The 25,346-nt window shown below is 64.0% G+C and carries 26 protein-coding genes; 17 read left to right on the forward strand and 9 right to left on the reverse strand.

All coding sequences use genetic code 11. The annotated features are described in order from the left end of the window. The first annotated feature begins 4 nt into the window (after nucleotides 1-4). From KUW62_RS02705 to KUW62_RS02765, 13 genes are all read left to right on the forward strand, one after another. A complete protein-coding gene (locus KUW62_RS02705; protein ID WP_224813980.1) occupies nucleotides 5-1,213 on the forward strand; it encodes a carbohydrate ABC transporter permease in 1,209 nt (402 codons plus the stop codon). Between the two features lie 5 nt (nucleotides 1,214-1,218). Further along, complete coding sequence (locus KUW62_RS02710) at nucleotides 1,219-2,505, forward strand: hypothetical protein (RefSeq protein WP_370632831.1); 1,287 nt, start codon at nucleotides 1,219-1,221, stop codon at nucleotides 2,503-2,505. Nucleotide 2,506: 1 nt separating this feature from the next. Beyond that, on the forward strand, nucleotides 2,507-3,529 hold the full coding sequence (locus KUW62_RS02715) for an ABC transporter ATP-binding protein (protein WP_224813982.1): 1,023 nt from the start codon (nucleotides 2,507-2,509) through the stop codon (nucleotides 3,527-3,529). Between the two features lie 101 nt (nucleotides 3,530-3,630). Then, nucleotides 3,631-4,956 (forward strand): histidinol dehydrogenase, encoded by a 1,326-nt coding sequence (hisD, locus tag KUW62_RS02720; protein ID WP_224813983.1) that lies wholly within the window; start codon nucleotides 3,631-3,633, stop codon nucleotides 4,954-4,956. Nucleotides 4,957-5,017: 61 nt separating this feature from the next. Further along, nucleotides 5,018-5,965, forward strand: coding sequence for an ester cyclase (locus tag KUW62_RS02725; RefSeq protein ID WP_224813984.1), 948 nt, complete (start codon nucleotides 5,018-5,020; stop codon nucleotides 5,963-5,965). A 100-nt stretch (nucleotides 5,966-6,065) separates the two neighbouring features. Then, on the forward strand, nucleotides 6,066-6,821 hold the full coding sequence (locus tag KUW62_RS02730) for an SDR family NAD(P)-dependent oxidoreductase (protein WP_224813985.1): 756 nt from the start codon (nucleotides 6,066-6,068) through the stop codon (nucleotides 6,819-6,821). 8 nt (nucleotides 6,822-6,829) lie between these two features. After that, nucleotides 6,830-7,852 (forward strand): LacI family DNA-binding transcriptional regulator, encoded by a 1,023-nt coding sequence (locus KUW62_RS02735; RefSeq protein WP_224813986.1) that lies wholly within the window; start codon nucleotides 6,830-6,832, stop codon nucleotides 7,850-7,852. Further along, on the forward strand, nucleotides 7,849-8,832 hold the full coding sequence (locus KUW62_RS02740) for a nuclear transport factor 2 family protein (RefSeq protein ID WP_224813987.1): 984 nt from the start codon (nucleotides 7,849-7,851) through the stop codon (nucleotides 8,830-8,832). The genes KUW62_RS02735 and KUW62_RS02740 overlap by 4 nt, the downstream gene beginning before the upstream one ends. After that, entirely contained in the window at nucleotides 8,832-9,458 is a 627-nt protein-coding gene (locus tag KUW62_RS02745; RefSeq protein ID WP_224813988.1) for a pyridoxamine 5'-phosphate oxidase family protein, read from the forward strand. Before KUW62_RS02740 ends, KUW62_RS02745 begins: the two co-directional genes overlap by 1 nt. Next, nucleotides 9,455-9,955 (forward strand): hypothetical protein, encoded by a 501-nt coding sequence (locus KUW62_RS02750; protein WP_224813989.1) that lies wholly within the window; start codon nucleotides 9,455-9,457, stop codon nucleotides 9,953-9,955. The genes KUW62_RS02745 and KUW62_RS02750 overlap by 4 nt, the downstream gene beginning before the upstream one ends. Further along, a complete protein-coding gene (locus KUW62_RS02755) occupies nucleotides 9,952-10,452 on the forward strand; it encodes a hypothetical protein (protein ID WP_224813990.1) in 501 nt (166 codons plus the stop codon). The genes KUW62_RS02750 and KUW62_RS02755 overlap by 4 nt, the downstream gene beginning before the upstream one ends. Before the next feature lie 52 nt (nucleotides 10,453-10,504). Further along, nucleotides 10,505-11,635 carry a cobalamin-independent methionine synthase II family protein gene (locus tag KUW62_RS02760; protein WP_224813991.1) on the forward strand — a complete coding sequence of 377 codons (1,131 nt, stop codon included), beginning with the start codon at nucleotides 10,505-10,507 and terminating at the stop codon, nucleotides 11,633-11,635. Beyond that, a complete protein-coding gene (locus KUW62_RS02765; RefSeq protein WP_224813992.1) occupies nucleotides 11,622-12,323 on the forward strand; it encodes an alpha/beta fold hydrolase in 702 nt (233 codons plus the stop codon). Before KUW62_RS02760 ends, KUW62_RS02765 begins: the two co-directional genes overlap by 14 nt. Nucleotides 12,324-12,411: 88 nt before the next feature. On the opposite strand, the gene KUW62_RS02770 is transcribed toward KUW62_RS02765, so the two are convergent. Beyond that, the gene (locus KUW62_RS02770) at nucleotides 12,412-12,972 is read right to left on the reverse strand and encodes a DUF6151 family protein (protein ID WP_224813993.1); all 561 of its coding nucleotides are present in this window, start codon (nucleotides 12,970-12,972) and stop codon (nucleotides 12,412-12,414) included. Beyond that, nucleotides 12,973-14,253 (reverse strand): polyhydroxyalkanoate depolymerase, encoded by a 1,281-nt coding sequence (phaZ, locus tag KUW62_RS02775; protein ID WP_224813994.1) that lies wholly within the window; start codon nucleotides 14,251-14,253, stop codon nucleotides 12,973-12,975. Between the two features lie 83 nt (nucleotides 14,254-14,336). Between phaZ and KUW62_RS02780 the strand changes: the two genes are divergently transcribed. From KUW62_RS02780 to KUW62_RS02795, 4 genes are all read left to right on the forward strand, one after another. Then, nucleotides 14,337-16,190, forward strand: a complete 1,854-nt coding sequence (locus KUW62_RS02780) for an alpha/beta hydrolase (protein ID WP_224813995.1) — start codon at nucleotides 14,337-14,339, stop codon at nucleotides 16,188-16,190. Between the two features lie 132 nt (nucleotides 16,191-16,322). Next, nucleotides 16,323-16,778, forward strand: coding sequence for a phasin family protein (locus tag KUW62_RS02785; protein ID WP_224813996.1), 456 nt, complete (start codon nucleotides 16,323-16,325; stop codon nucleotides 16,776-16,778). Nucleotides 16,779-17,047: 269 nt separating this feature from the next. Then, nucleotides 17,048-17,617, forward strand: a complete 570-nt coding sequence (phaR, locus tag KUW62_RS02790) for a polyhydroxyalkanoate synthesis repressor PhaR (protein ID WP_224813997.1) — start codon at nucleotides 17,048-17,050, stop codon at nucleotides 17,615-17,617. A 9-nt stretch (nucleotides 17,618-17,626) separates the two neighbouring features. After that, a complete protein-coding gene (locus KUW62_RS02795) occupies nucleotides 17,627-17,929 on the forward strand; it encodes a hypothetical protein (protein WP_224813998.1) in 303 nt (100 codons plus the stop codon). 56 nt (nucleotides 17,930-17,985) lie between these two features. Here KUW62_RS02795 and KUW62_RS02800 read toward each other — a convergent pair whose 3' ends face one another. The 7 genes from KUW62_RS02800 to KUW62_RS02830 all read right to left on the reverse strand — a co-directional run bounded on the left by KUW62_RS02800 (nucleotide 17,986) and on the right by KUW62_RS02830 (nucleotide 25,251). Then, the gene (locus KUW62_RS02800) at nucleotides 17,986-19,347 is read right to left on the reverse strand and encodes an aminotransferase (protein WP_224813999.1); all 1,362 of its coding nucleotides are present in this window, start codon (nucleotides 19,345-19,347) and stop codon (nucleotides 17,986-17,988) included. Nucleotides 19,348-19,395: 48 nt separating this feature from the next. Next, a complete protein-coding gene (locus KUW62_RS02805) occupies nucleotides 19,396-20,295 on the reverse strand; it encodes an aminotransferase class IV (RefSeq protein WP_224814000.1) in 900 nt (299 codons plus the stop codon). Nucleotides 20,296-20,347: 52 nt separating this feature from the next. After that, entirely contained in the window at nucleotides 20,348-21,559 is a 1,212-nt protein-coding gene (locus KUW62_RS02810) for a DegT/DnrJ/EryC1/StrS aminotransferase family protein (RefSeq protein WP_224814001.1), read from the reverse strand. A 105-nt stretch (nucleotides 21,560-21,664) separates the two neighbouring features. Then, nucleotides 21,665-22,960, reverse strand: coding sequence for an FAD-binding oxidoreductase (locus KUW62_RS02815; RefSeq protein ID WP_224814002.1), 1,296 nt, complete (start codon nucleotides 22,958-22,960; stop codon nucleotides 21,665-21,667). Continuing rightward, nucleotides 22,957-23,217 (reverse strand): hypothetical protein, encoded by a 261-nt coding sequence (locus KUW62_RS02820; protein ID WP_224814003.1) that lies wholly within the window; start codon nucleotides 23,215-23,217, stop codon nucleotides 22,957-22,959. The genes KUW62_RS02815 and KUW62_RS02820 overlap by 4 nt, the downstream gene beginning before the upstream one ends. After that, a complete protein-coding gene (locus KUW62_RS02825) occupies nucleotides 23,210-24,556 on the reverse strand; it encodes a glutamine synthetase family protein (RefSeq protein WP_224814004.1) in 1,347 nt (448 codons plus the stop codon). The genes KUW62_RS02820 and KUW62_RS02825 overlap by 8 nt, the downstream gene beginning before the upstream one ends. Next, nucleotides 24,553-25,251 carry a type 1 glutamine amidotransferase gene (locus KUW62_RS02830; RefSeq protein WP_224814005.1) on the reverse strand — a complete coding sequence of 233 codons (699 nt, stop codon included), beginning with the start codon at nucleotides 25,249-25,251 and terminating at the stop codon, nucleotides 24,553-24,555. Before KUW62_RS02830 ends, KUW62_RS02825 begins: the two co-directional genes overlap by 4 nt. Between the last annotated feature and the right edge of the window lie 95 nt (nucleotides 25,252-25,346).

A 25,346-nucleotide genomic window follows, 5' to 3' on the forward strand; every position in this document is an offset into this window, starting at 1 on the left:
GCGCATGATCCGGCGGGGATATGTGACGGGCCCGATCTTGGGCGTGCTCTGGGCCTTCGTGGTGGCGACCACGGTCGCGGTGGTGTTGAGCTTTTCGACGGGGGAGGCGTTTCGCCCCGGCCTGATCGGCGGCGTCATCCTGGGGGCCGGCATGGGCGCGGCGGCGTTCCACGTCCGCTCGGGCCTCCTCCTCTCGGGCGGGGGGGCGGTGCTGGCCCTTCTGCTCAGCTATACCGCGATCAGCCCGGTACACGTCGGCCCGACGCTTGGGATCGGGGCGCATTTGGTGATGGCGGCTTTCTTCGGCCTTGCGATGGGCCTGTCGCTGTCGGTGATCCTGCGCGGCGCACCGGCAGGCGCCATGACGCGGCACGAATGGGAGGAGGCGGTGATCCGGTTCCTGACCGGCTTCGGCTTCGTCTTCTTCACGGCGGCGGTCTTCATCCCGTTCTACGTCATGGTGATGACGTCGATGAAGACCCAGGGCGAACTGATCGCGAACCCGCTGGATTTTTCCATCGATTTGGGCCGGGGCTGGGACCTGTTCCGCAGCTACCGCGAATTGTTCAACGATTTCAACTTCGGCCGCTACATGTGGACGAGTTTCTACGTCTCGGTCATCACGGTCCTCGTGACGCTGTTGTTCAGCGTGCCCGGGGCCTACGCGGTGGCGCGGCTGCGCTTCAAGGGGGCGCGCGCGCTGAGCCGGTCGATCCTTCTGATCTACATGGTGCCGATGATCGTGCTGGCGCTGCCGATCTATATCGCCTTTTCCATGACGGGCCTGCGCAACACGATCATCGGCCTTGTGATGATCTACCCGGTCACGACGATCCCCGTGGCGCTTTACATGTTGCAGGGCTATTTCCGGGGCTTGCCTGCAGAGGTCGAAGAAGCGGGCCTGATGGATGGGCTGAACCGCTTGCAGGTGATCTGGAAGATCACGCTGCCGCTGTCGCTGCCCGCGATGGTGTCGGTCAGCCTCTACGTCTTCATGATCGCGTGGAACGAGTTCCTGCTGGCCTTCATGCTGCTGGATGATCCGTCGATCTTCACGCTGACGCGGGGGATCGCCTCGCTCAACTCCTCGGAAATCCCGCGCCAGCACCTGATGGCGGGGGCGGTGATCGCGACGGTACCGGTGATGGTCCTGTTCCTGGGGCTGGAGAAGTTCATGACCAAGGGCCTGACGGCGGGAAGTGTGAAGGGATGAAAGACATGGCCGACCTCGACACCGGACCGCTTGATGAAGAGGCCCGCCGTATCCTGCGCCTGAACGACAAGGGCGGGTACACGGTGCCGACCGCAGGGCTCTACCCCTACCAGTGGAATTGGGATAGCGCCTTTGCGGCCATCGGGTTCGCCACCTTCGACGTGGACCGCGCCTGGAGCGAGCTGGAGACGCTGTTTGCCGGGCAATGGGACAACGGGATGGTGCCCCATATCCTGTTTCATGTGGTTGACGAGGGGTATTTTCCGGGGCCGGAGGTGTGGGGCACGCAAGATGCGGTGGGGCGCGGGGAGCAGATCGTGCCGTCATCGGGGATCAGCCAGCCGCCCGTGGCCGCGTCACTGGCGTGGGAGGTGTACCGGACGGACCCGATCCAGGGCGAGGCACGGCTGCGCGCGCTGTTCCCTAGATTGCTGGCCTTTCACCGCTGGATCATGGGCGCGCGCGCGGAGAGCGGCGCGGTCTGCATCACCCATCCGTGGGAGGCGGGGCGGGACAATGCACCGGATTGGGACGAGGCGATGGCGGGCATCGATCCGGTGGGCGTGGCACCCTACACAAGGCGCGACACCGGCCATGTGGACGCCAAGATGCGGCCCACCCAGGCCGATTACGACCGCTATATCTGGCTGGTGCAGTTCGGGCGCGCGCGGGGGTGGGACGACGGACAGATCGCGGCGGAAAGCCCGTTTCGCGTGGCGGATCCGACGATGACCTTCACCTGCCTGCGGGCCCTGCGCGATCTGGGCCGCGCGGCGGACGTGCTGGAGGAAGACCGTGCGGAGATCGACGGATGGATCGCAACGCTGGAGGACGGCGCGCGCATCCTGTGGAACCCCGACACGCAAAGCTTCGAGGGGCGAAATCTGCGCACCGGCAATTTCGCGGGGTCGGTCAGCAATGCGGGGTTCCTGTGCTGGTGGGCTGGCATCCGCTCCGATGAGGCGCGCGAGACGCTTGACGCTGTGCTGGACCGCGCGCGTTACGCGCTGCCGAGCTATGACCCGGCGGGGCCGCATTTCGACCATCTGCGCTATTGGCGGGGGCCGGTCTGGGCGATCATGAACTACATGGTGGCGCGTGGCATGGCGGAGGCCGGACTGGCGGCGCAGGCCGAACGTATCCGGCGCGACACCGCGCGGCTGATCGCGGAGCGGGGCTTCGCGGAATACTTCTCCCCGCACGACGGCACGCCTGCGGGCGGGGGAACATTCACGTGGACGGCGGCGGTCTGGCTGGCCTGGGCCAGCCCCTCGGCCGGGGAGGGACGCTGAGATGGGTGAGATCGAGCTGAGGGCGGTCGAGAAATGGTATGGCGATGTCCAGGTCATCAAGGGCATCGACTTGGTCGTGGAGGACGGCGAGTTCGTGATTTTCGTGGGGCCTTCGGGCTGCGGAAAATCCACGCTTCTGCGGATGATCGCGGGGCTGGAGGAGACATCGCGGGGGCAGGTCATCATCGACGGACGCGACGCCACGGCTGAGCCGCCCTCCAAGCGCGGATTGGCGATGGTGTTCCAGAGCTACGCGCTCTACCCGCATATGTCGGTGGCGGAGAATATGGGATTTTCGCTCAAGACGGCCGGGGCATCGAAGGCGGAGCAGGACGAGAAGGTGGCGGAAGCGGCCCGCGCCCTGCGCCTCGAGGACTATCTTGGGCGTCGGCCAAAGGACCTGTCGGGCGGGCAGCGACAGCGGGTGGCCATCGGGCGATCCATCGTGCGCGACCCGACGGCGTTTTTGTTCGACGAGCCGCTCTCAAACCTCGACGCCGCGTTGCGGGTGGAAATGCGCTACGAGATCGCGAAACTGCACCAACAGCTGAAATCGTCGATGGTCTACGTGACCCATGACCAGGTGGAGGCGATGACGCTGGCCGACCGGATCGTGGTTCTGTCCGCGGGATTGATCGAGCAGGTCGGCACGCCGAAGGCGCTTTACGATACGCCCGACAACCTGTTCGTGGCGCAATTCATCGGCTCGCCGAAGATGAACGTGATCGACCTGCCCTGTGCGGATCTGCGTCTGTCGGGCGAGCCGGCGGGCGCGGCCCATCTGGGCATCCGGCCCGAGGCCATTTCAATCGGCGATGCGGGGGCAGGCGACGTGGATGGTGTGGTCGATGTGGCGGAATATCTGGGGGCGGATATCTTCCTGATCGTCGATTGCGGGGCGGCGGGCAAGCTGACCGTGCGGATCGACGGGGAAAGCACGCTGCGCCCGGGGGATAGGGTCGGGCTGCACTTCACCCCGGACAAACGCCACTTTTTCGACGCAAGCGGCCACGCCCTGCGTTAGCGCGCGCCGCATCGCGGCATTTTGCAATCGTATGCAGATTTTCCTTGAAGCCGGTTTCGTGCCGCGTATCCTTGCGCCGACGCAGGTGGAGGGATGATTACATGGCAGAGTATCTGAAACGCGGCAAACCCGCCGACGAACGCGCGGAAGACGACGCCAAGGTGCGCGGCATCGTCGAAGGTATCCTTGGCGATATCGAGGCGCGTGGCGATGCAGCGGTCAAGGAGTTGTCCGCGAAATTCGATGGCTACGAGCCGCAGGCCTTCCGCCTGAGCGCGTCCGAGATCGAGGCGGCGATGCAGAAGGTCACGACGCGCGAGATGGACGATATCCGCTTCGCCCAGACCCAGATCCGCCGATTTGCCGAAGCGCAGCGCGCCTCCATGACCGATATCGAGGTGGAAACGATGCCCGGCGTGATCCTGGGTCACAAGAATATCCCGGTGAATTCCGTGGGCTGCTATGTTCCGGGTGGCAAGTTCCCGATGGTCGCCTCCGCCCATATGTCGGTGCTGACGGCGAAGGTGGCGGGCGTGAAGCGCGTCGTCGCCTCCGCCCCGCCGGTGAAGGGCGCGCCGCATCCCGCGATCGTGGCGGCGATGCATGAGGGCGGCGCGGACGAGATCCTCGTTCTTGGCGGGGTGCAGGCGGTGGGCGCGATGGCGATCGGCACCGAAAGCATCAAGCCGGTCGATATGCTGGTCGGTCCCGGCAATGCCTTTGTCGCGGAGGCCAAGCGGCAATTGTTCGGGCGCGTGGGGATCGACCTTTTCGCAGGGCCGACGGAGACCTGCGTAATCGCCGATGAAACGGTGGATGCGGAAATGTGTGCCACCGACCTGCTGGGGCAGGCGGAACACGGCTATAACTCGCCCGCCGTTCTCATCACCAATTCCCGCAAATTGGCCGAGGCGACGATGGCGGAGATTGACCGCATCCTCGAGATCCTGCCCACGGCAGAGACCGCGCGGGTGTCCTGGGAGGAATACGGCGAGATCATCCTTTGCGAGTCCTACGAGGAGATGCTGGAGGTCAGCGAAGACATCGCGTCGGAGCATATCCAGGTGATGACGGACCGGGACGATTGGTTCCTTGAGAACATGACCAATTACGGCGCGCTGTTCCTGGGGCCGCGCACCAACGTGGCCAATGGCGACAAGGTGATCGGCACGAACCACACGCTGCCCACGAAAAAGGCCGGGCGCTATACCGGCGGGCTGTGGGTCGGCAAGTTCATCAAGACCCATTCCTATCAGCGGGTCGTGACCGATGAGGCGGCGACGCTGGTGGGCGAATACGGCTCTCGCCTGTGCATGTTGGAGGGGTTTGTGGGTCACGCGGAGCAGTGCAATGTCCGCGTCCGGCGGTATGGCGGGATCAATGTGCCCTACGGTGAGGGCGCGCCCTATAGGGACGCGGCGGAGTAGGGTCGGAGGGGGCTTTGCCCCGCCTGTGCGGGACGCCCCGCGACGCAATTGGAAAGCAGCTATGAGCGAAGAGCGTCAAGCCAAGGATCTGGTCGCGCCGTTCCGGGCCAACGGGCGCCTGGACGGGCTGGCGTCCGCCGCCTGCGCGGTGCATCTCGCCCATCCATTCGAGACCCTGGATGTCGCGGGCTATCACGGTGTGTTGGACGATCTGGGAGAGGCGTTTCCGGATCTTGAGCGGCGCGTGACGATCGAGATGGCCGGGCGCGATGACCACGGGCAGCTTTGGGTCGGGCAATGCGGGTATTATTGCGGGCTGTTCGCCGCCCCGTTCCTGGATATTTCGCCGACGCGCCGGATGGCGGTGATGCGGTTCCACGATTTTCTTCGCATCGAAGAGGGCGCGGTGGTGGAGATGCAGGCTTTGTGGGACCTGCCGGAAGTGATGATGCAAGCCGGTGTCTGGCCATTGTCACCGTCCTTGGGGCGGGAGTTTCACGTGCCGGGGCCTGCCACCCAGGACGGGTTGCGGATCGAAGGGGATGGGTCGGCGGCGTTGCGGGTGGTTGGCGATATGCTGGGAGGCCTCGGCAACGACCCGAACGGGACGCCGCGCGATGTGATGGCGCGCTTCTGGCACGAGGGCTGTTCTTGGTACGGCCCGTCGGGGATCGGGACGGCGCGCGGCATTGACGGGTTCCGGATGCATCACCAGGCGCCGTTCCTGGGCGCGATGCCGGACCGGCGCGCCCATGTGGCGGCGGGGCATTTCTTTGGCGAGGGCGATTACGTGGGCTTCACCGCATGGCCCGGCATGGCCTGTACGCTGAGCGGTGGCACCTGGCTGGGTCTGCCCGGCGCGGGCCAGAAGATTGAGATGCGGAGCCTTGATTTCTGGCGCGTGGCCGAAGGGCGCATCGCGGAGAATTGGGTGCTGGTGGACCTGCTGCACGTCTACGCGCAACTGGGTGTCGACGTGTTGGCGCGGATGCAGGAGGTCGCGCGTTGATGACCGGGCGTTACACATTTTCGTTGTGCTCACAGGTCTATCCACAGATTTCGCGCGGATACTTTTCATATTCGCACATCCTCAATCGAGAGGCCCTGACATGACCTTGCCCCGAACGCCGACCTTCTCGCTTAACGGCAAGCGCGCTTTCGTGCCCGGGGGATCGCGCGGGATCGGGCTTGGGTGCGCCATGGCGCTGGCAGAAGCAGGCGCCCATGTCACGGTCGCGGCCCGCTCCGCCGATCAGGTCGAAGAGGCGGCGGAACAGATGCGCGGCACGGGATATGCCGCCGACGGCATCGCGCTCGACGTCACGGATTTGCCCGCAATGGAGGCGGCGATCGACGCGATCGGGCCGCTTGATATCCTGTGCAACTCTGCGGGTCTCGCGCGGCATTCCCCGGCGCTCGACACTACGCCCGAGGATTACGATGCGGTCTTCGCGATCAACGTGCGCGCGGCCTATTTCATGGCCCAATACTCGGCACGGGGAATGGCGCGGGGCGGGTCCATCATCCAGATTTCCAGCCAGATGGGTCATGTGGGTGGCATCGACCGGGCCGTCTATTGCGCCACGAAACACGCGGTGGAGGGGATGACGAAATCCATGGCGATCGAATGGGGCCCGAAGAGGATCCGCGTCAACACGATCTGCCCGACCTTCGTACGCACACCCCTCACCGCGGCCACCTTTGCCAATCCCGACAAGCGGGCGTGGATCGAAAGCAAGATCAAGCTGCCCCGCGTGGCGGAGGTGGAGGATCTGATGGGCGCGGTCCTTTTCCTGGCCTCCGACGCCAGTGCGATGGTGACGGGCACGTCGATCCTGGTCGACGGCGGCTGGACAGCGGGGTAGGGAACGATATGCCCGACCGCAAGATCACATCCATCGACGTGGCGCGCGCCGCCGGGGTCAGTCAATCGGCGGTCAGCCGGGTCTTCACGCCGGGTGCCAGTGTGTCCCAGAAGATGGCGGACCGGGTGCGGAAGGCAGCCGACGACCTTGGCTATCGCCCCAATGTTCTGGCGCGGTCGCTGATTACAGGACGCAGCCGGATCATCGGGCTGGTCGTGGCCTATCTCGACAATCCGTTCTATCCCGACGCGCTCGAAAAGCTGAGCGCCGCCTTGCAGGCGCGGGGCTATCACATCCTCGTCTTTCTGGCGGGCAACAGTGACGAGGACGTTGAAAGCGTCATCGACGATCTGCTGGATTACCAGGTGGACGGGATCATCACCGCCTCGATCAACCTGTCGGGCGAGCTGACGGACAGGTGTCGAGCGGCGAACATTCCGGTGATGTTGTTCAACCGGGGGATCACGGGATCGGGGCTGTCTGCCGTGACCTCGGCCAACCGGGTGGGCGGCGCGAAAGTGGCGGAGTTCCTGATGGCGGGCGACCACGCGCGCATCGCCCATATTTCAGGCTGGATGGGCGCATCGACCGGGCGCGACCGGCGAAACGGCTTTGTCGATGCCCTGCACGTGGCCGGCCGCACGCTCCACGCCGAAGCCGATGCCCGCTTCCGCCGGGAAAAGGCCGCCGACGCCGCGCGGACGATGATGCTGTCCCCCGATCCGCCCGATGCGATCTTTGTCGGCAACGACCATATGGCCTTGGGCGTGATCGACATGCTGCGTTACGAGATGGGCCTGGATGTGCCCGGAGATGTCAGCGTCGTGGGCTACGATGATGTGCCGATGGCGGCATGGAAATCCTATTCCCTGACCACCCTGCGCCAGCCGGTCAATCGCATGGTCGAGGCGACCGTCGACACGCTTCTCAACGAAATCGAGCAGGGCCGACCGCCCGGCACCATCACGGAGATCGAAGGCCACCTGGTCATCCGATCCTCCGCCAAGACACCCGAAGGACAGGTCCCATGAGAGGGTTTTCCAACAAGTTCCGCGACTTCCCCGACTATATCATCGGCATCACGAAAGAAATCTGGGAAGACCGGCGCATCGCGACGCTGCACGAGTATTACGCGCCCGATATCGTGGTGCGCTCTCCGGCGTCCGTTGTTGTCGGGAACGAGACAGTGATCGGTGCGACCATGGCGACGTTGGCGGAATTCCCCGACCGGGTGCTTTTGGGGGAGGACGTGATCTGGTCCGGCACGCCGGAGGAGGGGATGCTGTCGAGCCATCGCATCATCTCTCAGGCGACCCATGCGGGCGACGGGGTTTATGGCGCGGCGACGGGCAAGGCGCTGGAATACCGCATCCTCGCCGATTGCCACGCCAAGGATAACACGATCGACGATGAATGGCTGATCCGCGACCAGGGTGCGATCGTGCGGCAGATGGGCTGGAGCCCGCGTGACTACGCCGCCGACTTGATCGAGCGGGAGGGGGGGCCGAAAGCATGCGTGAAGCCGCTGACCCCCAAGACGGACAAGCCCGGACCCTACAAGGGACACGGCAATGACAACCAATGGGGCGTGATGCTTGCCGACACGCTCAACCGCATCATGGGCGCGGATATGGCGGCGATCCCGGAGGTCTATGACCGCGCCTGCCACCTGGAATATCCGGGCCACGTCACCGCCCACGGGCCGGCAGCGGCGGACAAGTTCTGGATGGGCCTGCGCGCCGCGTTCCCCAATGCGACATTCGAGATCGCCCACCAGATCGGGCGGGACGACGCGAACATGGCGCCGCGTGCCGCCGTGAGGTGGAGCCTTTGGGGCAAGCACGAGGGCTGGGGCGCGTTCGGCAAACCGACCGGCGCGGAGGTCTATGTACTTGGGATCACACATGCCGAATTCGGCCAGCATGGCGGGGCGTCGCCGCAATTGCGCCGGGAATACACGCTGTTCGACGAGACGGCGGTATGGAAACAGATCCTTTTGTCGGGGGGCTGATGGACAGCTACGCCGACCATATGTTCACGCAAGACGTGCGGGCCGAGCAGGACAGGGTCGGCATGGGCGACCGCTACGCGAAGACCTACGCCAATCGCCTGCGCGGCCCGCTTGACGAAGATGCAAGGGCATTCATCGAGACGCGGGACAGCTTCTACATGGCGTCGGTCGGGGCAACGGGCTGGCCCTACGTGCAGCATCGCGGCGGCCCGGCGGGGTTCCTGAAAGTGCTCGGGCCGGAACGGATCGGGTTCGGGGATTACCTCGGCAACAAGCAGTTCATTTCGCGCGGCAATACGCGCGGGGATGACCGCGTGTCGCTGATCTTGATGGATTACCCGCGCAAGGCCCGGCTGAAGCTGATCGGCCATGCGACGTTCACGGATGCCGATGACGACGGGGAACTGGCGGCGCGCCTTGCCACGGAGGGCGCAGTTCCGGCGGAGCGGCTGGTGACGATCGACGTGGTGGCGATGGATTGGAATTGTCCGAAATACATCACGCCCCGCCTGACGGAGGCGGAAATCAACACCGCGCTCGCACCGCGAATGCAGAAACTGACTGACCACATCACGGCCCTTGAGGCGCGGCTGACGGCGCTTGACCCGGATTGGCGTGAGGCATGAGGGCGTCGGGCGCAATACTCGCGCTGGTCCTTGCGGCTGCACCGGCCCACGCGGATCCGATCGACGCGGTGATGGAGACGCTTTGGCAGACCCATGGGGGTGAGCTTGCCGGGCGAAGCTACAGCCCAATGACGACGTCACGGCCCGGCCTATGGCATTGCGATGGATGCCCGAGCTCGGAGCGGGTGCATATCGACACCTACGATTACGCCTACAATTACGACACCACCGACCGGGCGCAGGTGTATCGAATGATTTCAGGGGCTTGCGGGATGACGGGTTGCGAGACGCATATGATCACGCTGGCGGATTTGCCCGCCCTGCGCCAATCTGGCATGGCGCGGCGCGGGGGTGGGCATGACGCGCGGATCTCCCTGATCCTCGACGACCGCTTGATCATATGGGAGGTTGAGGGCCACGCCTCTGCGACAATGGTGGACACTGTGATGAACGAGTTGATTGCCGAGACCCTGCCCCTGTTCCTGGCGGCGCGATGAGACTCCTTGCCGCGATCTTGGCCATTTTTGCCGCCGCCCCTGCGGCGGGGGAGGGGTTTGTCGTCACCGATCTGACAGCTTTGTCGGTTGCGCCCATTGCCCTTGATGGCGGGACCTTCGAGGTTCAGCCGGTCGCCCGCAATCGGATGATCGTGGCGTGTACCGATTGCACCGAGTTGATGGTCATCGACGTGGTTCTGGGCCGACAGGATGACGGAACCGAAGACAGGTTGCGGTCGGGCGAGACCTCCATCGACGATATCCGCGCGCTGTGCCAAGCCAACACGCCGTCCTGCGCCCTAGAGGGGATCACGCTTGGCCGTGCCATCGGTTGGGTCACGGAATACGAAGCCGGGGTGACGGGCAGCACGACGGTGCTCTTTCTGGACGGCGATCTGCTTACGATCCGATCCATTGCCGGGGACATCCCGACCGCCCGCGAAAATGGCGATGCCGTGACTGCCGCCCTTGCCCCCATGATCATAGGCGCGGAGTGACCCGCGCGCCTGCCCAACCTGCCATGCCCAAATACAATCCCGGAGAGAGACCTTGACCATTCGCACCACCCATGTCGGCAGCCTTCCCCGGACCCAGGAGGTCGTGGATTTCATCTTTGCCCGGGAAAAGGAGCAGCCCTTCGATCAGGCCGAATTCGACGCCGCCATGACAAGGGCGGTCGATGAGACCGTGGCCAAGCAGGTCGCGGCCGGCGTGGAGATCGTGAGCGACGGGGAGACCTCCAAAATCTCCTACGCGACCTATGTGAAGGACCGCTATACCGGCTTTTCCGGCGATAGCCCTCGAAATGCGCCCGCGGACCTGAAGCAGTTCCCGTCCTTTCTGAAGCGGCTGGCCGATGATGGCGGCACGCCCACCTATGCGCGCCCGATGTGCACGGGCGAGGTGCGGTCCAAAGGACAGGGCGAATTGCAGAAGGATATCGACAACCTCAAGGCGGCCATGGCCAAGCACGGCGCGGAAGAAGGGTTCATGAACGCGGCCTCGCCCGGCGTTATCTCCCTGTTTTTACAGAACGATTTCTACCCTTCGCGGGAGGCGTATTTGGCGGCCCTTGCCGACGCGATGGCGGAGGAATACCGCACCATCGTCGATGCGGGCCTGCTGCTGCAACTGGATTGTCCCGACCTTGCCCTGTCACGCCACATGCTGTTTGCGGATCTGAGCGACGCTGAGTTCGTCAAGATTGCGGCGTCGCATGTGGAGGCGCTGAACCATGCGCTGTCGGGCATCGACCCGGCGCGGGTGCGGGTCCATATCTGCTGGGGCAATTACGAGGGGCCGCATATCTGCGACGTGCCGATGGATACGGTCTTTTCCACCTTCATGTCGGTGAATGCGAACCAGTTGCTGTTCGAGACGTCGAACCCCCGCCACGCCCATGAATGGACCACCTTCCGCGACCGCGCGGCGGAGATTCCGGACGACAAGATCCTTGTACCCGGCGTGGTCGATACAACGACGAATTTCGTGGAACATCCGGAGCTGGTGGCCGAGCGGATCGCGAAATTCGCGGGCATCGTCGGGTCGGACCGGGTGATTGCAGGCTCCGATTGCGGGTTCGGCACCTTCGCGGGCTTCGGCGCGGTCGATCCGGAAATTGCCTATGCCAAGCTGGGTGCGTTGGTCGAAGGGGCGCGGCTGGCCAATGCACGGGGATGAGCCGCTTGTCCTGATCCCCGGCCTGATGTGTGACGGGCGGCTCTTCGGGCCACAGATCACGGCATTCGGGCGGGGTAGGGCGGTGCATCTGGCCAATATCACGCGCGCCGACACGGTGCCCGATCTGGCCGCGCAGGTACTGGCCGAGGCGCCCGCGCGATTTGCCTTGGCGGGCCTGTCCATGGGCGGCATCGTGGCGATGGAGATCATGGCCCAAGCGCCCGACCGCGTGACACGGCTGGCGCTGTTCGACACAAATCCCAAGGCGGAGGCCCCCGAGATTGCCGCCGCGCGGGAGCCGCAGATCGCTGCCGTGCGGGCCGGGCGCTTGGTGGAGGTGATGCGCGACGAGATGAAGCCGAATTACCTTGCCCCCGGCCCGCGTCGGGCGGAGGTGCTGGACCTCGTCCTCGACATGGCGAAGCGGCTGGGGCCGGAGGTTTTCATCCGCCAATCCCGTGCGCTACAGACACGGCCCGATCAGCAGGATGCCTTGCGCAAGGTCACGGTGCCGAGCCTGATCCTGACGGGAGAGGATGATGCACTCTGCCCGCTGCATCGACACGAATTGATGGCCGATCTGATCCCCGCATCACGCCTGATCGTCGTGCCGAAGGCGGGGCATCTGCCGACGTTGGAGCAGCCGGACGCGGTGATTGATGCGATGGCGGATTGGTTGGCCAGATAAAGCCGGACGTATCGGCGGAGGGAAATTGTGCAAACGTGCACGTGATTTTACCCACAAGAGCCTGTGAGTAGATGGAGATTATGAAAACCTATCCGCGCCCGGCGCCCTTTGGCAGGACCTCTGCCGTCGCGACGGCCTGCCCGCTTTTCACATCGAAGAACGGAGTCTGCTTCCAACGCCCGCTCATCAAGGCCCCGGCGGACCGGCCCAGAAGGGCGAGGACCGCGCGCGGGACGCCGGTGCTTTTCTCACCGCCGCCCGTTTGCGGCACGTTCACCCGCGCGCGGGTCGGGCCCAGACGCTCCGGCTCTGCCACGCGGGCGTCTACGACGGCCACAAACGGAAACTTGGCGGTCTTGCCGGTGATGCCGATCTGACTGTCGCAGCAGCTTGCATACCAACGGTAGGATCCCCGCGGGCTGAGTTGCGCGAGCGCCAGATGCTCCGCGCCCGCGTCGATCGTGAACAGGTCCGGGACCGTCTGGAAGATACCGACGCCCGTCAATCGGGTCGTGTCAGATTGACCGAAATGACGCTGCGCGCGAACACAACTGTCGCAATGGCAGATCACATGGGTGCCGCCTTTCGCGCCGACGGTCAGCCGCCCGTGCATCGCACCGCAGCGGCAGGACCAGGCGATCTCGGCCATTTATTGGGCTGCGACGTCGGACGCCAGATCCACGACCGGCGCCTTGGGCGCATCGCAGTTGGCGTCGATGAAATCGAGGACCAGAGGGCGGATATTGTTGCGCCAACTCTTGCCCGCGAAAATCCCGTAATGGCCGGCTTCCGGCTCCAGATAGGAAGCCTTCTTGTGATCCGGCAGCCCGGTGCACAAGTCGAGCGCGGCCACGCATTGGCCGGGGGCCGAGATGTCGTCCTTCCCGCCTTCGACCGTCTTCACCGCGACCGTGGTGATCTTGCCCAGGTCGACCTGCTTGCCGTCCACCACGAAGACATTGCGCGCGATTTCGCGGTTCTTGAAGATCCGTTCCACCGTCGAGAGGTAGAATTCGGCGGTCATGTCCATCACGGCGAGGTATTCGTCGTAGAACACGTTGTGCTTGTCGTGATCCGCGCTTTCGCCCTTGGACGCGCGCACGATCTGGTCGGCGAAGGCCTTGGCGTGCTTTTCCGCGTTCATCGCCATGAAGGAGCTGAGCTGTTGCAGGCCCGGATAGACCATGCGGCCCGCCCCGGCATATTTGAAGCCGACCCGCTGGATCACGAACTTCTCCAACTGGCCCATCGTCACGCGGCGGCCGAAATCGGTCACGTCCGTGGCGGCGGCATCCGGGTCGATCGGCCCGCCGATCAGGGTCAGCGTGCGGGGCTGTGCCTTCGGGTCCTCCTCCGCCAGGTAGGCGGTGGCGGCGAGCGCGAGCGGCGCGGGCTGACAGACCGCGATCACATGGGTATCGGGCCCCATCTCTCGCATGAAATCAACGAGGTAGTGGGTGTAATCTTCAATGTCGAACTTGCCCATACTGACCGGAATGTCGCGTGCATTGTGCCAATCGGTGATGTAGACGTCGCAATCGGCCAGAAGCGACAGCACCGTCTTGCGCAGAAGCGTCGCGTAGTGGCCGGACATCGGCGCGACCAGCAGAACCTTGCGTCCCGTCGGGGCGCGGCCCTGCACGTTGAAGCGGATCAGGTCGCCGAAGGGGCGGGTCATGACCGGGTCGATGGTGATCAGGTGATCGCGTCCGTCCGCACCGGGGATCGAATTGATGCCCCAGTCGGGCTTCGCGGCCATGCGCGCGAAGCTGCGCTCGGTCACTTCGCCCCATGCGGCGGTCATCTGGATGAGGGGATTCGCGACCAGTCCCAGCGCCGGATACGAGCACATGGCGCGCGCCGAGGCGCCCATCCATTGATTCGTCACACGCATGGATTCCATCAGGTCGTAGGTGAGCATATACCGCATAAACGTCTCCAAGCGCCGAGACCGGGGTGACCCGGATCATTTCGTCGCGTGGACCCCCTCACCTTGGTCCCGCTACTATGCAGATGCAGCATCGCGAACGGGAAATCAAGGTGGCACAGGATAAGTCGACGACAAGTGACGTGGAGGCCGCAGACGCCGCGACCCCGGAATCGCTGGAACGGTTGAACGCGAACCTCGCCAAGGTCGAGGAGCTGTCAAAGCGCCTCGTCGCCGCGATGGGGCAGCGGCATCCCGCGGATGCGGGCCTCGCCGGGCCTGGCCAGGATCTCTACATGAAGGCGAGCGCGGCCTATTGGGCCGATCTGGTCACAAATCCCGGCAAATTGCTGGAACAGCAGGCCCAGTATTGGGGCCAGGCCATGACCCATTTCATGGAGATGCAGGATGCCGTCGCAAAGGGGCATCTGCCGGTGCTCAACGACGATGAATTGCCCGCCGACAAACGGTTTTCCAATCCGCTGTGGAAGACGCATCCCTATTTCAACTTCGTCCGCCACCAATACGCCATGGGGTCGGAGGCGATCCGCAAGGCGGTCGCGGACCTCGAAGGCTTGGAGGAAAAAGATCGCCAGAGGGTCGATTTCTTCGCCAACCAAGTGATCGAGCTGTTTTCGCCCACGAATTACTTCGCCACCAATCCCGACGCGCTGGAACGCGCGGTGGAGACGGAGGGGGCAAGCCTGGTCCAGGGCCTCGAAAACCTTGTCCGCGACATGGAAACCCACGGTGGGGAGATCTTGCCCACCCTCGCCGATCCCGATGCGTTCGAGGTTGGCGGGAATATCGCGACCACGCCGGGAAAGGTCGTCTTCCGCACGCGGCTGATGGAGCTGATCCAATACGCCCCGACGACCGAGACGGTTCACAAGACCCCGCTGATCATTTTTCCGCCGTGGATCAACAAGTTCTACATCCTCGACCTCAAACCGCAGAACAGCCTTATCAAGTGGATCGTCGATCAGGGCTACACGCTGTTCATCGTGTCGTGGAAGAACCCCGACGAGAGCTATGCCGATGTCGGGATCGAGGATTACATCGAGGACGGCTACCTTGCCGCGATCGAAGAGGTGAAGGACATCGCCGGCGAGAAGCAGGTGAACGCGGTCGGCTATTGCATCGCGGGCACGACGCTCAACATGACGCTGGCCTTGTTAAAAAAGCGCGGCGACAAATCGGTGAAATCCGCGACCTTCTTCACGACGCTCACCGATTTCTCCGAGCAAGGTGAATTCACGCCGTTCCTCCAAGATGATTTCGTGGACGCGATCGAACGGCAGGTGGATCAGGACGGCGTGCTGAACTCAAACTTCATGTCGCGCACCTTCTCCTTCCTGCGCTCGAAGGACTTGATTTATGGGCCGGCCGTGAAGTCCTACATGATGGGAGAGGCGCCGCCGGCCTTCGATCTGCTCTACTGGAACGGGGACAGTACGAACCTGCCCGGCAAGATGGCCAAGCAGTATCTGCGCGGCCTGTGCCAGGGCAACGCGCTGGCCGAGTGCGGTTACGAGTTGATGGGGGAGACGCTGTCGCTCAAGGATGTGACCGTGCCGGTCTGCGCCGTGGCGTGCGAGACGGACCATATCGCCGCCTGGAAGGACAGCTTTCGGGGCGTGACCAAGATGGGCGCGCGGTCCAAGACCTTCATCTTGTCGGAATCGGGCCACATCGCGGGGATCGTGAACCCGCCGTCGAAGAAGAAATACGGCCACTACACCAATGATACGGTGAAGGGGGAAGCCGATGATTGGTTGAAGGCCGCCGATTACAACGAGGGATCGTGGTGGCCCCTATGGGAGCGGTGGCTGAAAGCCCGCTCCGGCGCGAATGTTGCAGCGCGGCATCCGGGCGAAAATGGGCGCGGCATTCTGGCAGATGCGCCCGGAACTTACGTGAAGGAAGGCCAAAGCCGCTGATTTTTAACGGTTCTGCAGTCTGGCAAAATTTATGCTGCAGTGCAGAATAATTCTTGACATTCTGCACTGCAGCATGCATATATCTTCCATCAACACACCGCCCCTGACACGGGTAACCTACTGGAGATTACCATGGCCAAAGCCGCACAGACCCCCGACTTCACCAAATACATGACCGAGATGATGGGTTCCTTCCCGATCGACATGTCCTCCTACTCCGACGCCTTCAAATCGCAGGCCGCCGTTGCCGAGAAGATGTCCAAAGTCGCTCTCGATGCCGCCGAGAAATCCACCGAGATCTCCTCGAAGTGGACGAAAGACACCATCGCGAAGATGGGTGATGTCGCAGCCGTCAAGGACGAGCCCGCCGACTACACCAAATCCATGACCGACTTCGCCTCCGCTCAGGCCGAAATGGTTGCCGAGAACATGGCCGCCTTCGCCGAAGTCGCGAAGAAGGTCCAGATGGAAACCGTCGAGCTGATGATGGCCGCGGGCAAGGAAGCTTCCGAAGAAGCAACCGCCGCTGTCAAGAAAGCAACGGCCGAAGTGACGACCGCCGCCAAGAAAGCGACCGCAGCCAAGTAAGGCGCGGTCCCCGGTTTCGGGGATGAACGACCAATGACCGGGGCGGGGCCCTCCCCTCCGTACCCGGTCTGACAAGAAGGCGGACCTGACACGCTCGGGTTCGCCTTTTTTCATTTGGGCGGGCGGGGCTTGTGGTGCGGCGTGTGCCAAGGCCGTGGGCCGATCCTTCTACAAGATCGCACGCAAAACGCCGGTTGCCTTTCTGCGCAAGCAGCGTAGGCTCCGATAAATGCTGCACTGCAACGTGTGACGGCCGGGAGGGCGCCGAGATGACCAAGAACACAGACCCGTCAGAGCCGCTTCTGATCAAACGCTATGCGTCGCGCAGGCTCTATAATACGGAGACCTCCGATTACGTGACGCTCGAGGACATCGCGGGCTTCATCCGGGCGGGGCGCGAGGTGAAGATCGTGGATCTGAAATCCGGCGACGACCTGACGCGGCAATACCTCCTGCAAATCGTGGCCGAACATGAAAGCCGCGGGGAATCGGTTCTGCCGATCGCAGTGCTGACTGATTTGGTGCGCAGCTATACCGGCGCCGCCCAGTCGGTCGTCCCCGATTTCCTCGCCGCCAGTTTCGAGATGTTGCAGGAAGGGCAGTCCAAGATCATGGACAACATGGCCGCGATCAGCCCGATGGCCTCCATGCCCGGCTTCGACGCCATGCGCGCGCAGCAAGAGGCGTTCTTCAAGGCGATGACCGGGGGTATGGGGACCTGGAAAGAGCCCGAGGGGGCCGACGACACCCCGACCGCGGCAGAGGATGCGCCGGAGCAGGATTTGGAGGCGATCAAGCGGCAACTTGCTGAATTGCAAACCAAACTATCCAAGATGTAGCCTGCTGCCATGCGTTTGATCCTGCCTCTGGCTCTTGTCACCTTACTGCCATCGTGTGCCATTCTCGGCCCCCTTTTCGGGATCGGGGAGCGCGCGGAGGATGCCAGCCCATACCAAGCGGCGATGGCCGATTTCTCGCTATGTGAAACCGCGCCGGATCCCGCCGCTCGACAGGCCGCCGCCGCTCGGCTGGCCCAAGCAGCGGCGCTGATGCAGGCTGACACGCAGCCCACGAACCCCGATCACTTCTATGAAATGGATCGCGTCACGGCCGCCGATGCGCGATGCCAGTCGGTTCTGCCCGGAAACTGACTCACATCAAGCGCCTCGGAAACAGTTCGGACCGGACCCGCCGCGCAGAATATCCGTCAGGCGAGATCCGCGAACACCTGGCGCAGGGCCGCGTCCAGCTTCTCGAACATCTCGTCCATCTGGCCATCGGTCAGCGTGAAGGGCGGGCAAAGGACCACCGATTGCCCCAGAGGACGGCAGATCAATCCGTGGTCGGTGCAGGTATTGGCGATCCGCTCACTGACGCTCAACTCCGCCTCGAACGGCACTTTCCCCTCGCGCACGGCTTCAAGCGCCCACATGTAGCCGATGCCGCGCAACTCTCCGATATTCGGGTGCGAGGCGATTTCCGTAAGGCCCGCTTCCATCCGCCCTGTTCCCGCGCGGACCCTGTCCAGAAGCCCCTCCTCTAGAACCACGTCGATGGCCTTGAGCGCCACGGCGCAGCCAACCGGGTGGCCGGACGCGGTAAAGCCGTGGGGGAATTCCTCGATCGGGTCGATGGCGGCCTGCAGGCGGTCCGTCATCTCCGGGCCGAGCATCACCGCACCCATGGGGAAGTAACCCGCCGTCAGGGCCTTGGAGGAGATGATGGCGTCTGGAATGAAGTCATAGGTCTCGCAGCCCCAGACATTGCCGGTGCGTCCGAAGCCGCAAATCACTTCGTCCGAGATCAGGGGGATGTCGTGCCGCTTGAGCACGGCCTGCATGGCCTGGAAATAGCCCGAGGGCGGTGGGATCACCCCGCCCGCGCCAAGAACCGGTTCCGCGAAGAAGCCCGCGATGGTGTCCGCGCCTTCGCGGGCGATCACGTCCTCCAATTCCTGCGCCAGACGAGCGGTAAAGTCCGCGTCGCTCTCGCCATCACGCCCTTCGCGCCAGTAATGGGGGCAGGTGAGATGGATGAACCCGTCCAGCGGAAGGCCAAAGACCTCATTGTAGGGCTTGGCGGTCATCGACGCCGAGATCGCCGTGACCCCGTGATAGGCATTGCCCCGCGTCAGGATCTTGCGCTTTTGCGGCGTGCCCTCGGCCCGACCCATGAACCACAGCATCTTGACCATGGTGTCGTTCGCCTCGGACCCCGAATTGGTGTAAAACACCTTGCCGCGGTTCCAGGGCGAGACGTCGATCAGACGCTCCGACAGGGCGACGGTCTGGTCCGACATACGCCCGAAAAAAGCGTGGTAGCCGGGGAAGCGGTCGTATTGCGCCTTCGCAGCCTCCGCGAGGCCCGGATGATCGAACCCTGCCACCATGTTCCAGAGCCCCGAATTGCTGTCTAGGTACTTCTTGCCGTTGGTGTCGAAGATGTAGGGGCCTTCGCCGTGGGTCACGACGACCGTGCCCCTTTCGCGGACGGACGGCAGGTCGGTGAAACCGTAAAGCGAATATTCCTCGGCCCGGGCTTCCCAGGAATTCGGTGCGTGGGTGTTCATTGGCGCGGCCTCCCTTTGCGGTCACGCTACGCCTGCCTCGCACGCCCCTCAATAGGCGATCGGTGTGCGGTGTTCCGGGCGTGCGATCCAGTCGAAATACCGCGCGCGCAGGTCGTTGGCGACGGGGCCCGCCGCGCCGTTGGAGAAGGTGCGATCATCCACGCGCGCGACCGGGATCACCCCGCCGCCGGAGGAGCTGAGGAACACTTCATCGGCCTCCAGAAATTCAGCGAGCGGCAGGGGCCGCGCCTCAACCTGCAACCCGGTCTCCGCCGCCATCTCCAGCACCGTGCGCCGCGTGATGCCGTGCAGGACGCCGTGATCGGGTGTCACGATCCGGTCGCCGAAGACCGCGAAGGCGTTAAATCCCGGTCCTTCGGTGACATGGCCTTCGTGGTCGAGCAGCAAAACGGTTTCGAAGCCATTATCCTTGGCCTCGAACAAGCCACCGGTGAAGTCACCCCAATGGTAATTCTTGACCGTCGGATCGATGCTGTCGGAGGGGATGCGGCGGATATGCTTGGCGATCCAGACGGAGGTGCCCCGCGCCGCCGCATCGGGCTTCACGATATGCACGTAAGGCACGCACCAGGCGTAGAAATGGTTGGCACAGTCGCGCGGATCGCGGCTTCCGGGGACGGGGTTGCGGCCCCGCGCGGCGACCATGGCGACATAGGCGTCGCGCAATCCGCTGGCGGCGACCATGTCGGCCAGGGCGGTCTTCACGTCCTCCGCGTCCCGGTCGATGTCCATCCGCAAGGCCCTGACGGAGGCCATGAACCGCGCCACGTAATCGTCCAGGCGGAAGAAAGCGCCCTGCCAGACGGGGACGACGTCATAGGCGATGTCGGAATGGGTCACGCCCCAATCGGTGACGGGTATCGCGGCGTCCGACACCGGACCGATATGCCCCGCCATCCAGGCCGCGCCGTGGCTCAAATCTGTCATGGCGATCAGAGTGCCGGGGCCCGCACGCGGACGCAATCGGTGTTTCGCACCCTCACGCCGCCAGCGTACCGCCCTTCACATCTTCTGCCGCCGCCAGAAGCGCGTCGATGATATAGTCGAGGTCGGGTTGCGTCAGGCGCGCGGGCAGGCGCACGTCGCACGCGCGCATCAGCATTGCGCGCGTGCGGGGCAGGTCGGGCAGGTCGCCGGGAATGAATTGCCAGTTCCAAAACGCCCGCGCATTGTCCGTCGACAGCCCGAAGACCTGCACTTTCACGCCGCGCGCCGCGGCTGCGTCAGCAAACGCTCGCGCCTCAGCGTCACTCTCGAACCCTTCAAGGTTGAACTGGATCGAATCCGGCGCCCGATCCTCCGGGCCCAACGGGTCCGGCACGTTTAGCCAAGCCGAGCCGTTCAGGGCGGCGGCGACGTAATCGTGGTTCGCTCGCCCGTCCCGCACCCGGCGGGCTACTTCGGGCAATTGCGGGCGGATCACGGCGGCGCTCAGGTTCTGCATCCGCAGATTGTAAAGCGGCAGCTTGTTCTGCCAGCGCGCCACGGCGGCGTGCAAATCGCCATCGTCGGAATGCTTCTTCCACGTATGTTCATAAGCACCCGACATGATGATCGCGCGGGCTACCAGATCGGCATCGTCGGTCACGAGAATTCCGCCCTCGCCTGCGTTCACCAGCTTGTAGGACTGGAAACTGAAGCAGCCGACGCGCCCGATGGTTCCGATATTCCGCCCGTTCCACGTGGTTCCAAGCGAATGGGCCGCATCCTCGATCACCGGAACACCGGCGGCGTCGCACAGCTCCATGATGACATCCATGTCGGAGGTATGGCCGCGCATATGGCTGATGATGACGGCATCGACGCCTGGCAGCTTGGCGCGGAAATCATCGGTGTCGATGCGGTAATTCTCTCCCACTTCGCACAACACCGGCTGCATGCCCGCATGGACGATGGAGGAGGGGACGGCGGCGAAGGTGAAGGCGGGGATCATCACACGCGCGCCCTTGGGCAGGCCCAGAGCCTCCAGCGACAGGAACAGCGCGGCGGAGCAGCTGGAGACGGCCAGCGCGTATGTCGTGCCCAGAAGGTCCGCGAACTCACGCTCCAGCAAGGCCACCGGCGCATTTTCCGGTGCCGTGTAGCGGAACAGGTCGCCTGACATCAGCAGGCGGTCGATCTCGGCGCGGGCGGCCTCAGGGATCGGTTCGGCGTCATAGACGTTCGGGGCGAGAACTTGATCCAGTGACATACATTCACCTTTTTGAAATATCAGTTTTCGAGATGCTTATATGTGCGTTGTCGCGTGCAAGGGAAGCCGCAAGACCGCGATCCGTCGTTTTGAACGGATTTTTGCTCAGAAACCGATGCGATCGCGCAACGCGAACCACATCATCGCCAACGCCAATATGGGTGCGCGAAGGGCCGTTCCCCCGGGGAAAGCCGGGACATCCAAGGCCTCGAACGTGGCCAAACCCTCGTCCTGTCCCAACACGGCTTCGGCCATGACACGACCCGCTATGCCCGACAGCGCCACGCCCTGCCCGGAAAAACCCGCGCCTGACAGGATATTCGGGCCCACGCGGGCGATATGGGGCAGGCGCGTGGGCGTGATACCAAGCGATCCGCCCCAGACATAGTCGATGCCCACGCCCTTGAGCTGGGGAAACAGACCCTCCATCCGGGCGACAAGTGCGGTCTGGATGTCGGACGGAAAACCGAGCGAATAACTCTCCCGCCCGCCGAAAAGGAACCGTTTTTCAGGGTCGAACCGGTAGTAATTCACCACGAACTTGCTGTCGGCCACCGCAATATCGTCGGCCAGTACCTCGTGCCAGCGATCGGGCAGTGGTTCGGTGGCCGCGATGAAGGAATTGATCGGCATCACCCGGCGGTTCACCTCCGGCACGATATTGGGAAGGTATCCGTTGCCCGCAACGATCACGTGGCCCGCATCGACCTTGCCGCGCGGCGTGCGCAGGGTCACGCGCGGACCTTCGGTAATGTCGGTGACTTCCGTCGTCTCATGGATCACGGCACCCGCGCGTTCCGCCGCGCGGGCAAGGGCCATCGCGTAGGCCAAGGGCTGTACATGCCCGCCACTGGGATCGACGGAGCCGCCGATATAGGAGGGCGATTTCACCAATTCGCCGAACCGGGCTTGGTCCAGCACGTCGATCTCCAAACCGTAATGCCGGTGCATGTGGTCGGCCTCCAGCCGCGCTTCGGCCAGATCGAGCTTGTCGTATTCGCCGTGGGCGATGCCCGGCTTGTAGTGGGTCTCGGGGATTGTCGCGCAAAATGCGCGCAGCTGTGCCTTCGCCGCCTCCGACAGGTCCCAAAGGGCGCGGGCGCGACCCTCTCCCAGATGCTCCTCCAGCCAGCGCTGGCCCTTGTTGAAGCCCGAATGAACCTGCCCGCCATTGCGACCCGACGCGCCGAAGCCCGCGCGATGGGCGTCGAGCACGACCACGTCACGCCCCGTCTCCGCCAGGGTTTTCGCGGCCCAAAGCCCCGTGAAGCCCGCGCCGATCACGGCCACGTCCACCTTCAGGGATCCGGTCAGGCTCGGCCGGTCCGAGGCAGCCACCCCAGCCGCGTAAACGGACGGTGCGTGCTGGCCAGGCCGGTCGTTTCGATAGAGCGCACTCATGGGAAGGGCCGTTGTTCAGGGGGCAGGTCGCGCAGCAGGACAGGACCGACGCAGAGCACACGCGCCGCCCCGTCGCTGCCGTCGGGCAATGTGCGCCCGGACGCGCAGCCGATGGCGGGATTGGCGGATGCGAGGGCGCGCATACCTCGTGTATTGGCATCGGTGTCCCATAGCCAGACGGCCAGCGCCACGCCACCGGCGGCGATCAGGGTGGTTTCGACCCAACAGGTGCGTGTTCCGGGATCGTGCCTAGACATTCAGCAGCAGATGCTCCCGTTCCCAAGGGCTGATGACATGGAGGAAGGCGCTGTATTCCAGTTGTTTGACCGCCGTATAGACGCGGCAAAAGTCCTCTCCCAATACCTGTTGGACGCCGAGATTGGATTCCAGCAATCCCAGCGCATCGCCAAGGCCGCGCGGCACCCCGGATTCGGCGGCATAGGCATCGCCAGTGAATTCGTCGGACGGGTCCTTGCCCTCGATCAAGCCCAGATAACCGCAGGCAAGGCTCGCCGCGATGCCGAGATACGGGTTGCAATCCATACCCGGCAGGCGGTTTTCGACCCGCCGCGCATCGGCCCCCGAGACCGGCACACGCAGCCCCGTGGTGCGGTTGTCACGCCCCCATTCCAGGTTGATGGGTGCGGCGAAATCCGGGACATAGCGGCGATAGGAGTTCACGTAAGGCGCAAGCAGCGCGATGACGGCCGGCAGATTGCGCTGCATCCCGCCGATGAAATGCAGGAATTCGGGCGACTCCGCGCCGTCGGGGGCGGAGAAGATGTTCTGGCCCGTCTGCGTCTCCGTCACGGAATGGTGGATATGCATGGCCGATCCGGGCTCTCCTGCGATGGGCTTGGCCATGAAGGTCGCGTACATGCCGTGTTTCAGCGCCGCCTCGCGGATCATACGTTTGAAAAAGAACATCTCGTCGGCGAGCCGTACAGGATCGCCGTGGCGAAGGTTCAGCTCGATCTGGCCCGCGCCGCCTTCTTGCAGGATGCCGTCGATCTCCAACCCCATGGTTTCCGCGAAATCGTAGATGTCGTCGATGACTTGTCCGTATTCATCCACGGCGGACATGGAATAGGCCTGCCGCGCGGCGGCGCGTCGGCCGGAGCGGCCCATCGGCGGCTCGATCTCGCGGGCCGGGTCGGTATTGGGCGCGACGAGGTAGAACTCCATCTCGGGTGCCACGATGGGCGACCATCCCCGTGCGGCATAAAGGTCGACCACGCGCTTAAGCACGTTGCGCGGTGCAAAGGGCACCGGATCGCCTTGCTGATCGTCGATATTATGGATCACCTGAAGCGTCCAATCGGCGGTCCAGGGCGCGGGAATGGCCGTGTCCCAATCCGGCGTCAGGATCATGTCGGGCTCGGTGAAGCCGTCGCCCACATCATCCGCCCAATCGCCGGTGATGGTCTGGAAGAAGATCGAGTTGGGCAGGTAGAAGTGGCTTTGGCGGGCAAATTTCGTCCCCGGCATCGCCTTGCCGCGCGCCACCCCGGCAAGGTCGGACACGATGCATTCGACCTCGTCCAGCACCCGGCCCTCAAGGTATGTCTGCGCGATCTCGGGCAGCTTTTCCATCATGGTTTCACACGCGGTGCCGTGGCATCCGCCCCTTCCAGCACATCGGCCAGCCAATCGGCGATGAAGCGGTTGTCATTGGGTTGGCCGAGCCCCGTTTTGGCCCGCTCGGTTATCTCGGGCGGCAGCGCCTTGCCGCGCGTCTCGATCAGCGTCTCAACCACGGAATCGCTGAATTCGGGGTGCGGCTGCACCGTCAGGATATGCGGGCCGATGGCCATGATCGCGTTGGCGCAAAAGTCCGAGGAGGCGTGGATCGTGGCCCCGTCGGGCAGCTCCGTCACCTGGTCCTGGTGCCAGGCATTCAGCGCAAGCTCCGTGTCGCCCAATCGGTAGGCCGTATGGCCCGCCGACCAACCGCCGTCGAACTTGACAACCTTGCCGCCAAGCGCTTGGGCGATGATCTGGTGGCCGAAGCACGACCCCACCATGGGTTTGCCACTGTCCCGGATCGCGCGGATCAGGTCCTCCAGCGGCGGGATGAAGGGGTGATCCTCATAGGCGCCGTGCCTGGATCCGGTCACGAGCCACGCATCGGCGGCGTCCGGGCCATCGGGAAACTCCATATCGACCACCGACCACAGCGTCTGGGTAAAACCGCGATGGGCAAAGAGATCATGGAACAGGCGCGCGTAGGGGCCGTCTTTGGCCGCGACCTCGTCGGGAACGTGGCCGCATTGCAGGATGCCGAGATGCATGGGTGGCTCGTGATGATTAGGGCTGCCGGGAAGGTATGGGGTGTGATGGGGGGCGGCAAGAGACGTTCGCCAACTGAAGGGTGATCGCTGGCCCG

It is taken from the genome of Hasllibacter sp. MH4015 (genome assembly GCF_020177575.1).
In the GTDB taxonomy this organism is placed as follows: Bacteria; Pseudomonadota; Alphaproteobacteria; order Rhodobacterales; family Rhodobacteraceae; genus Gymnodinialimonas.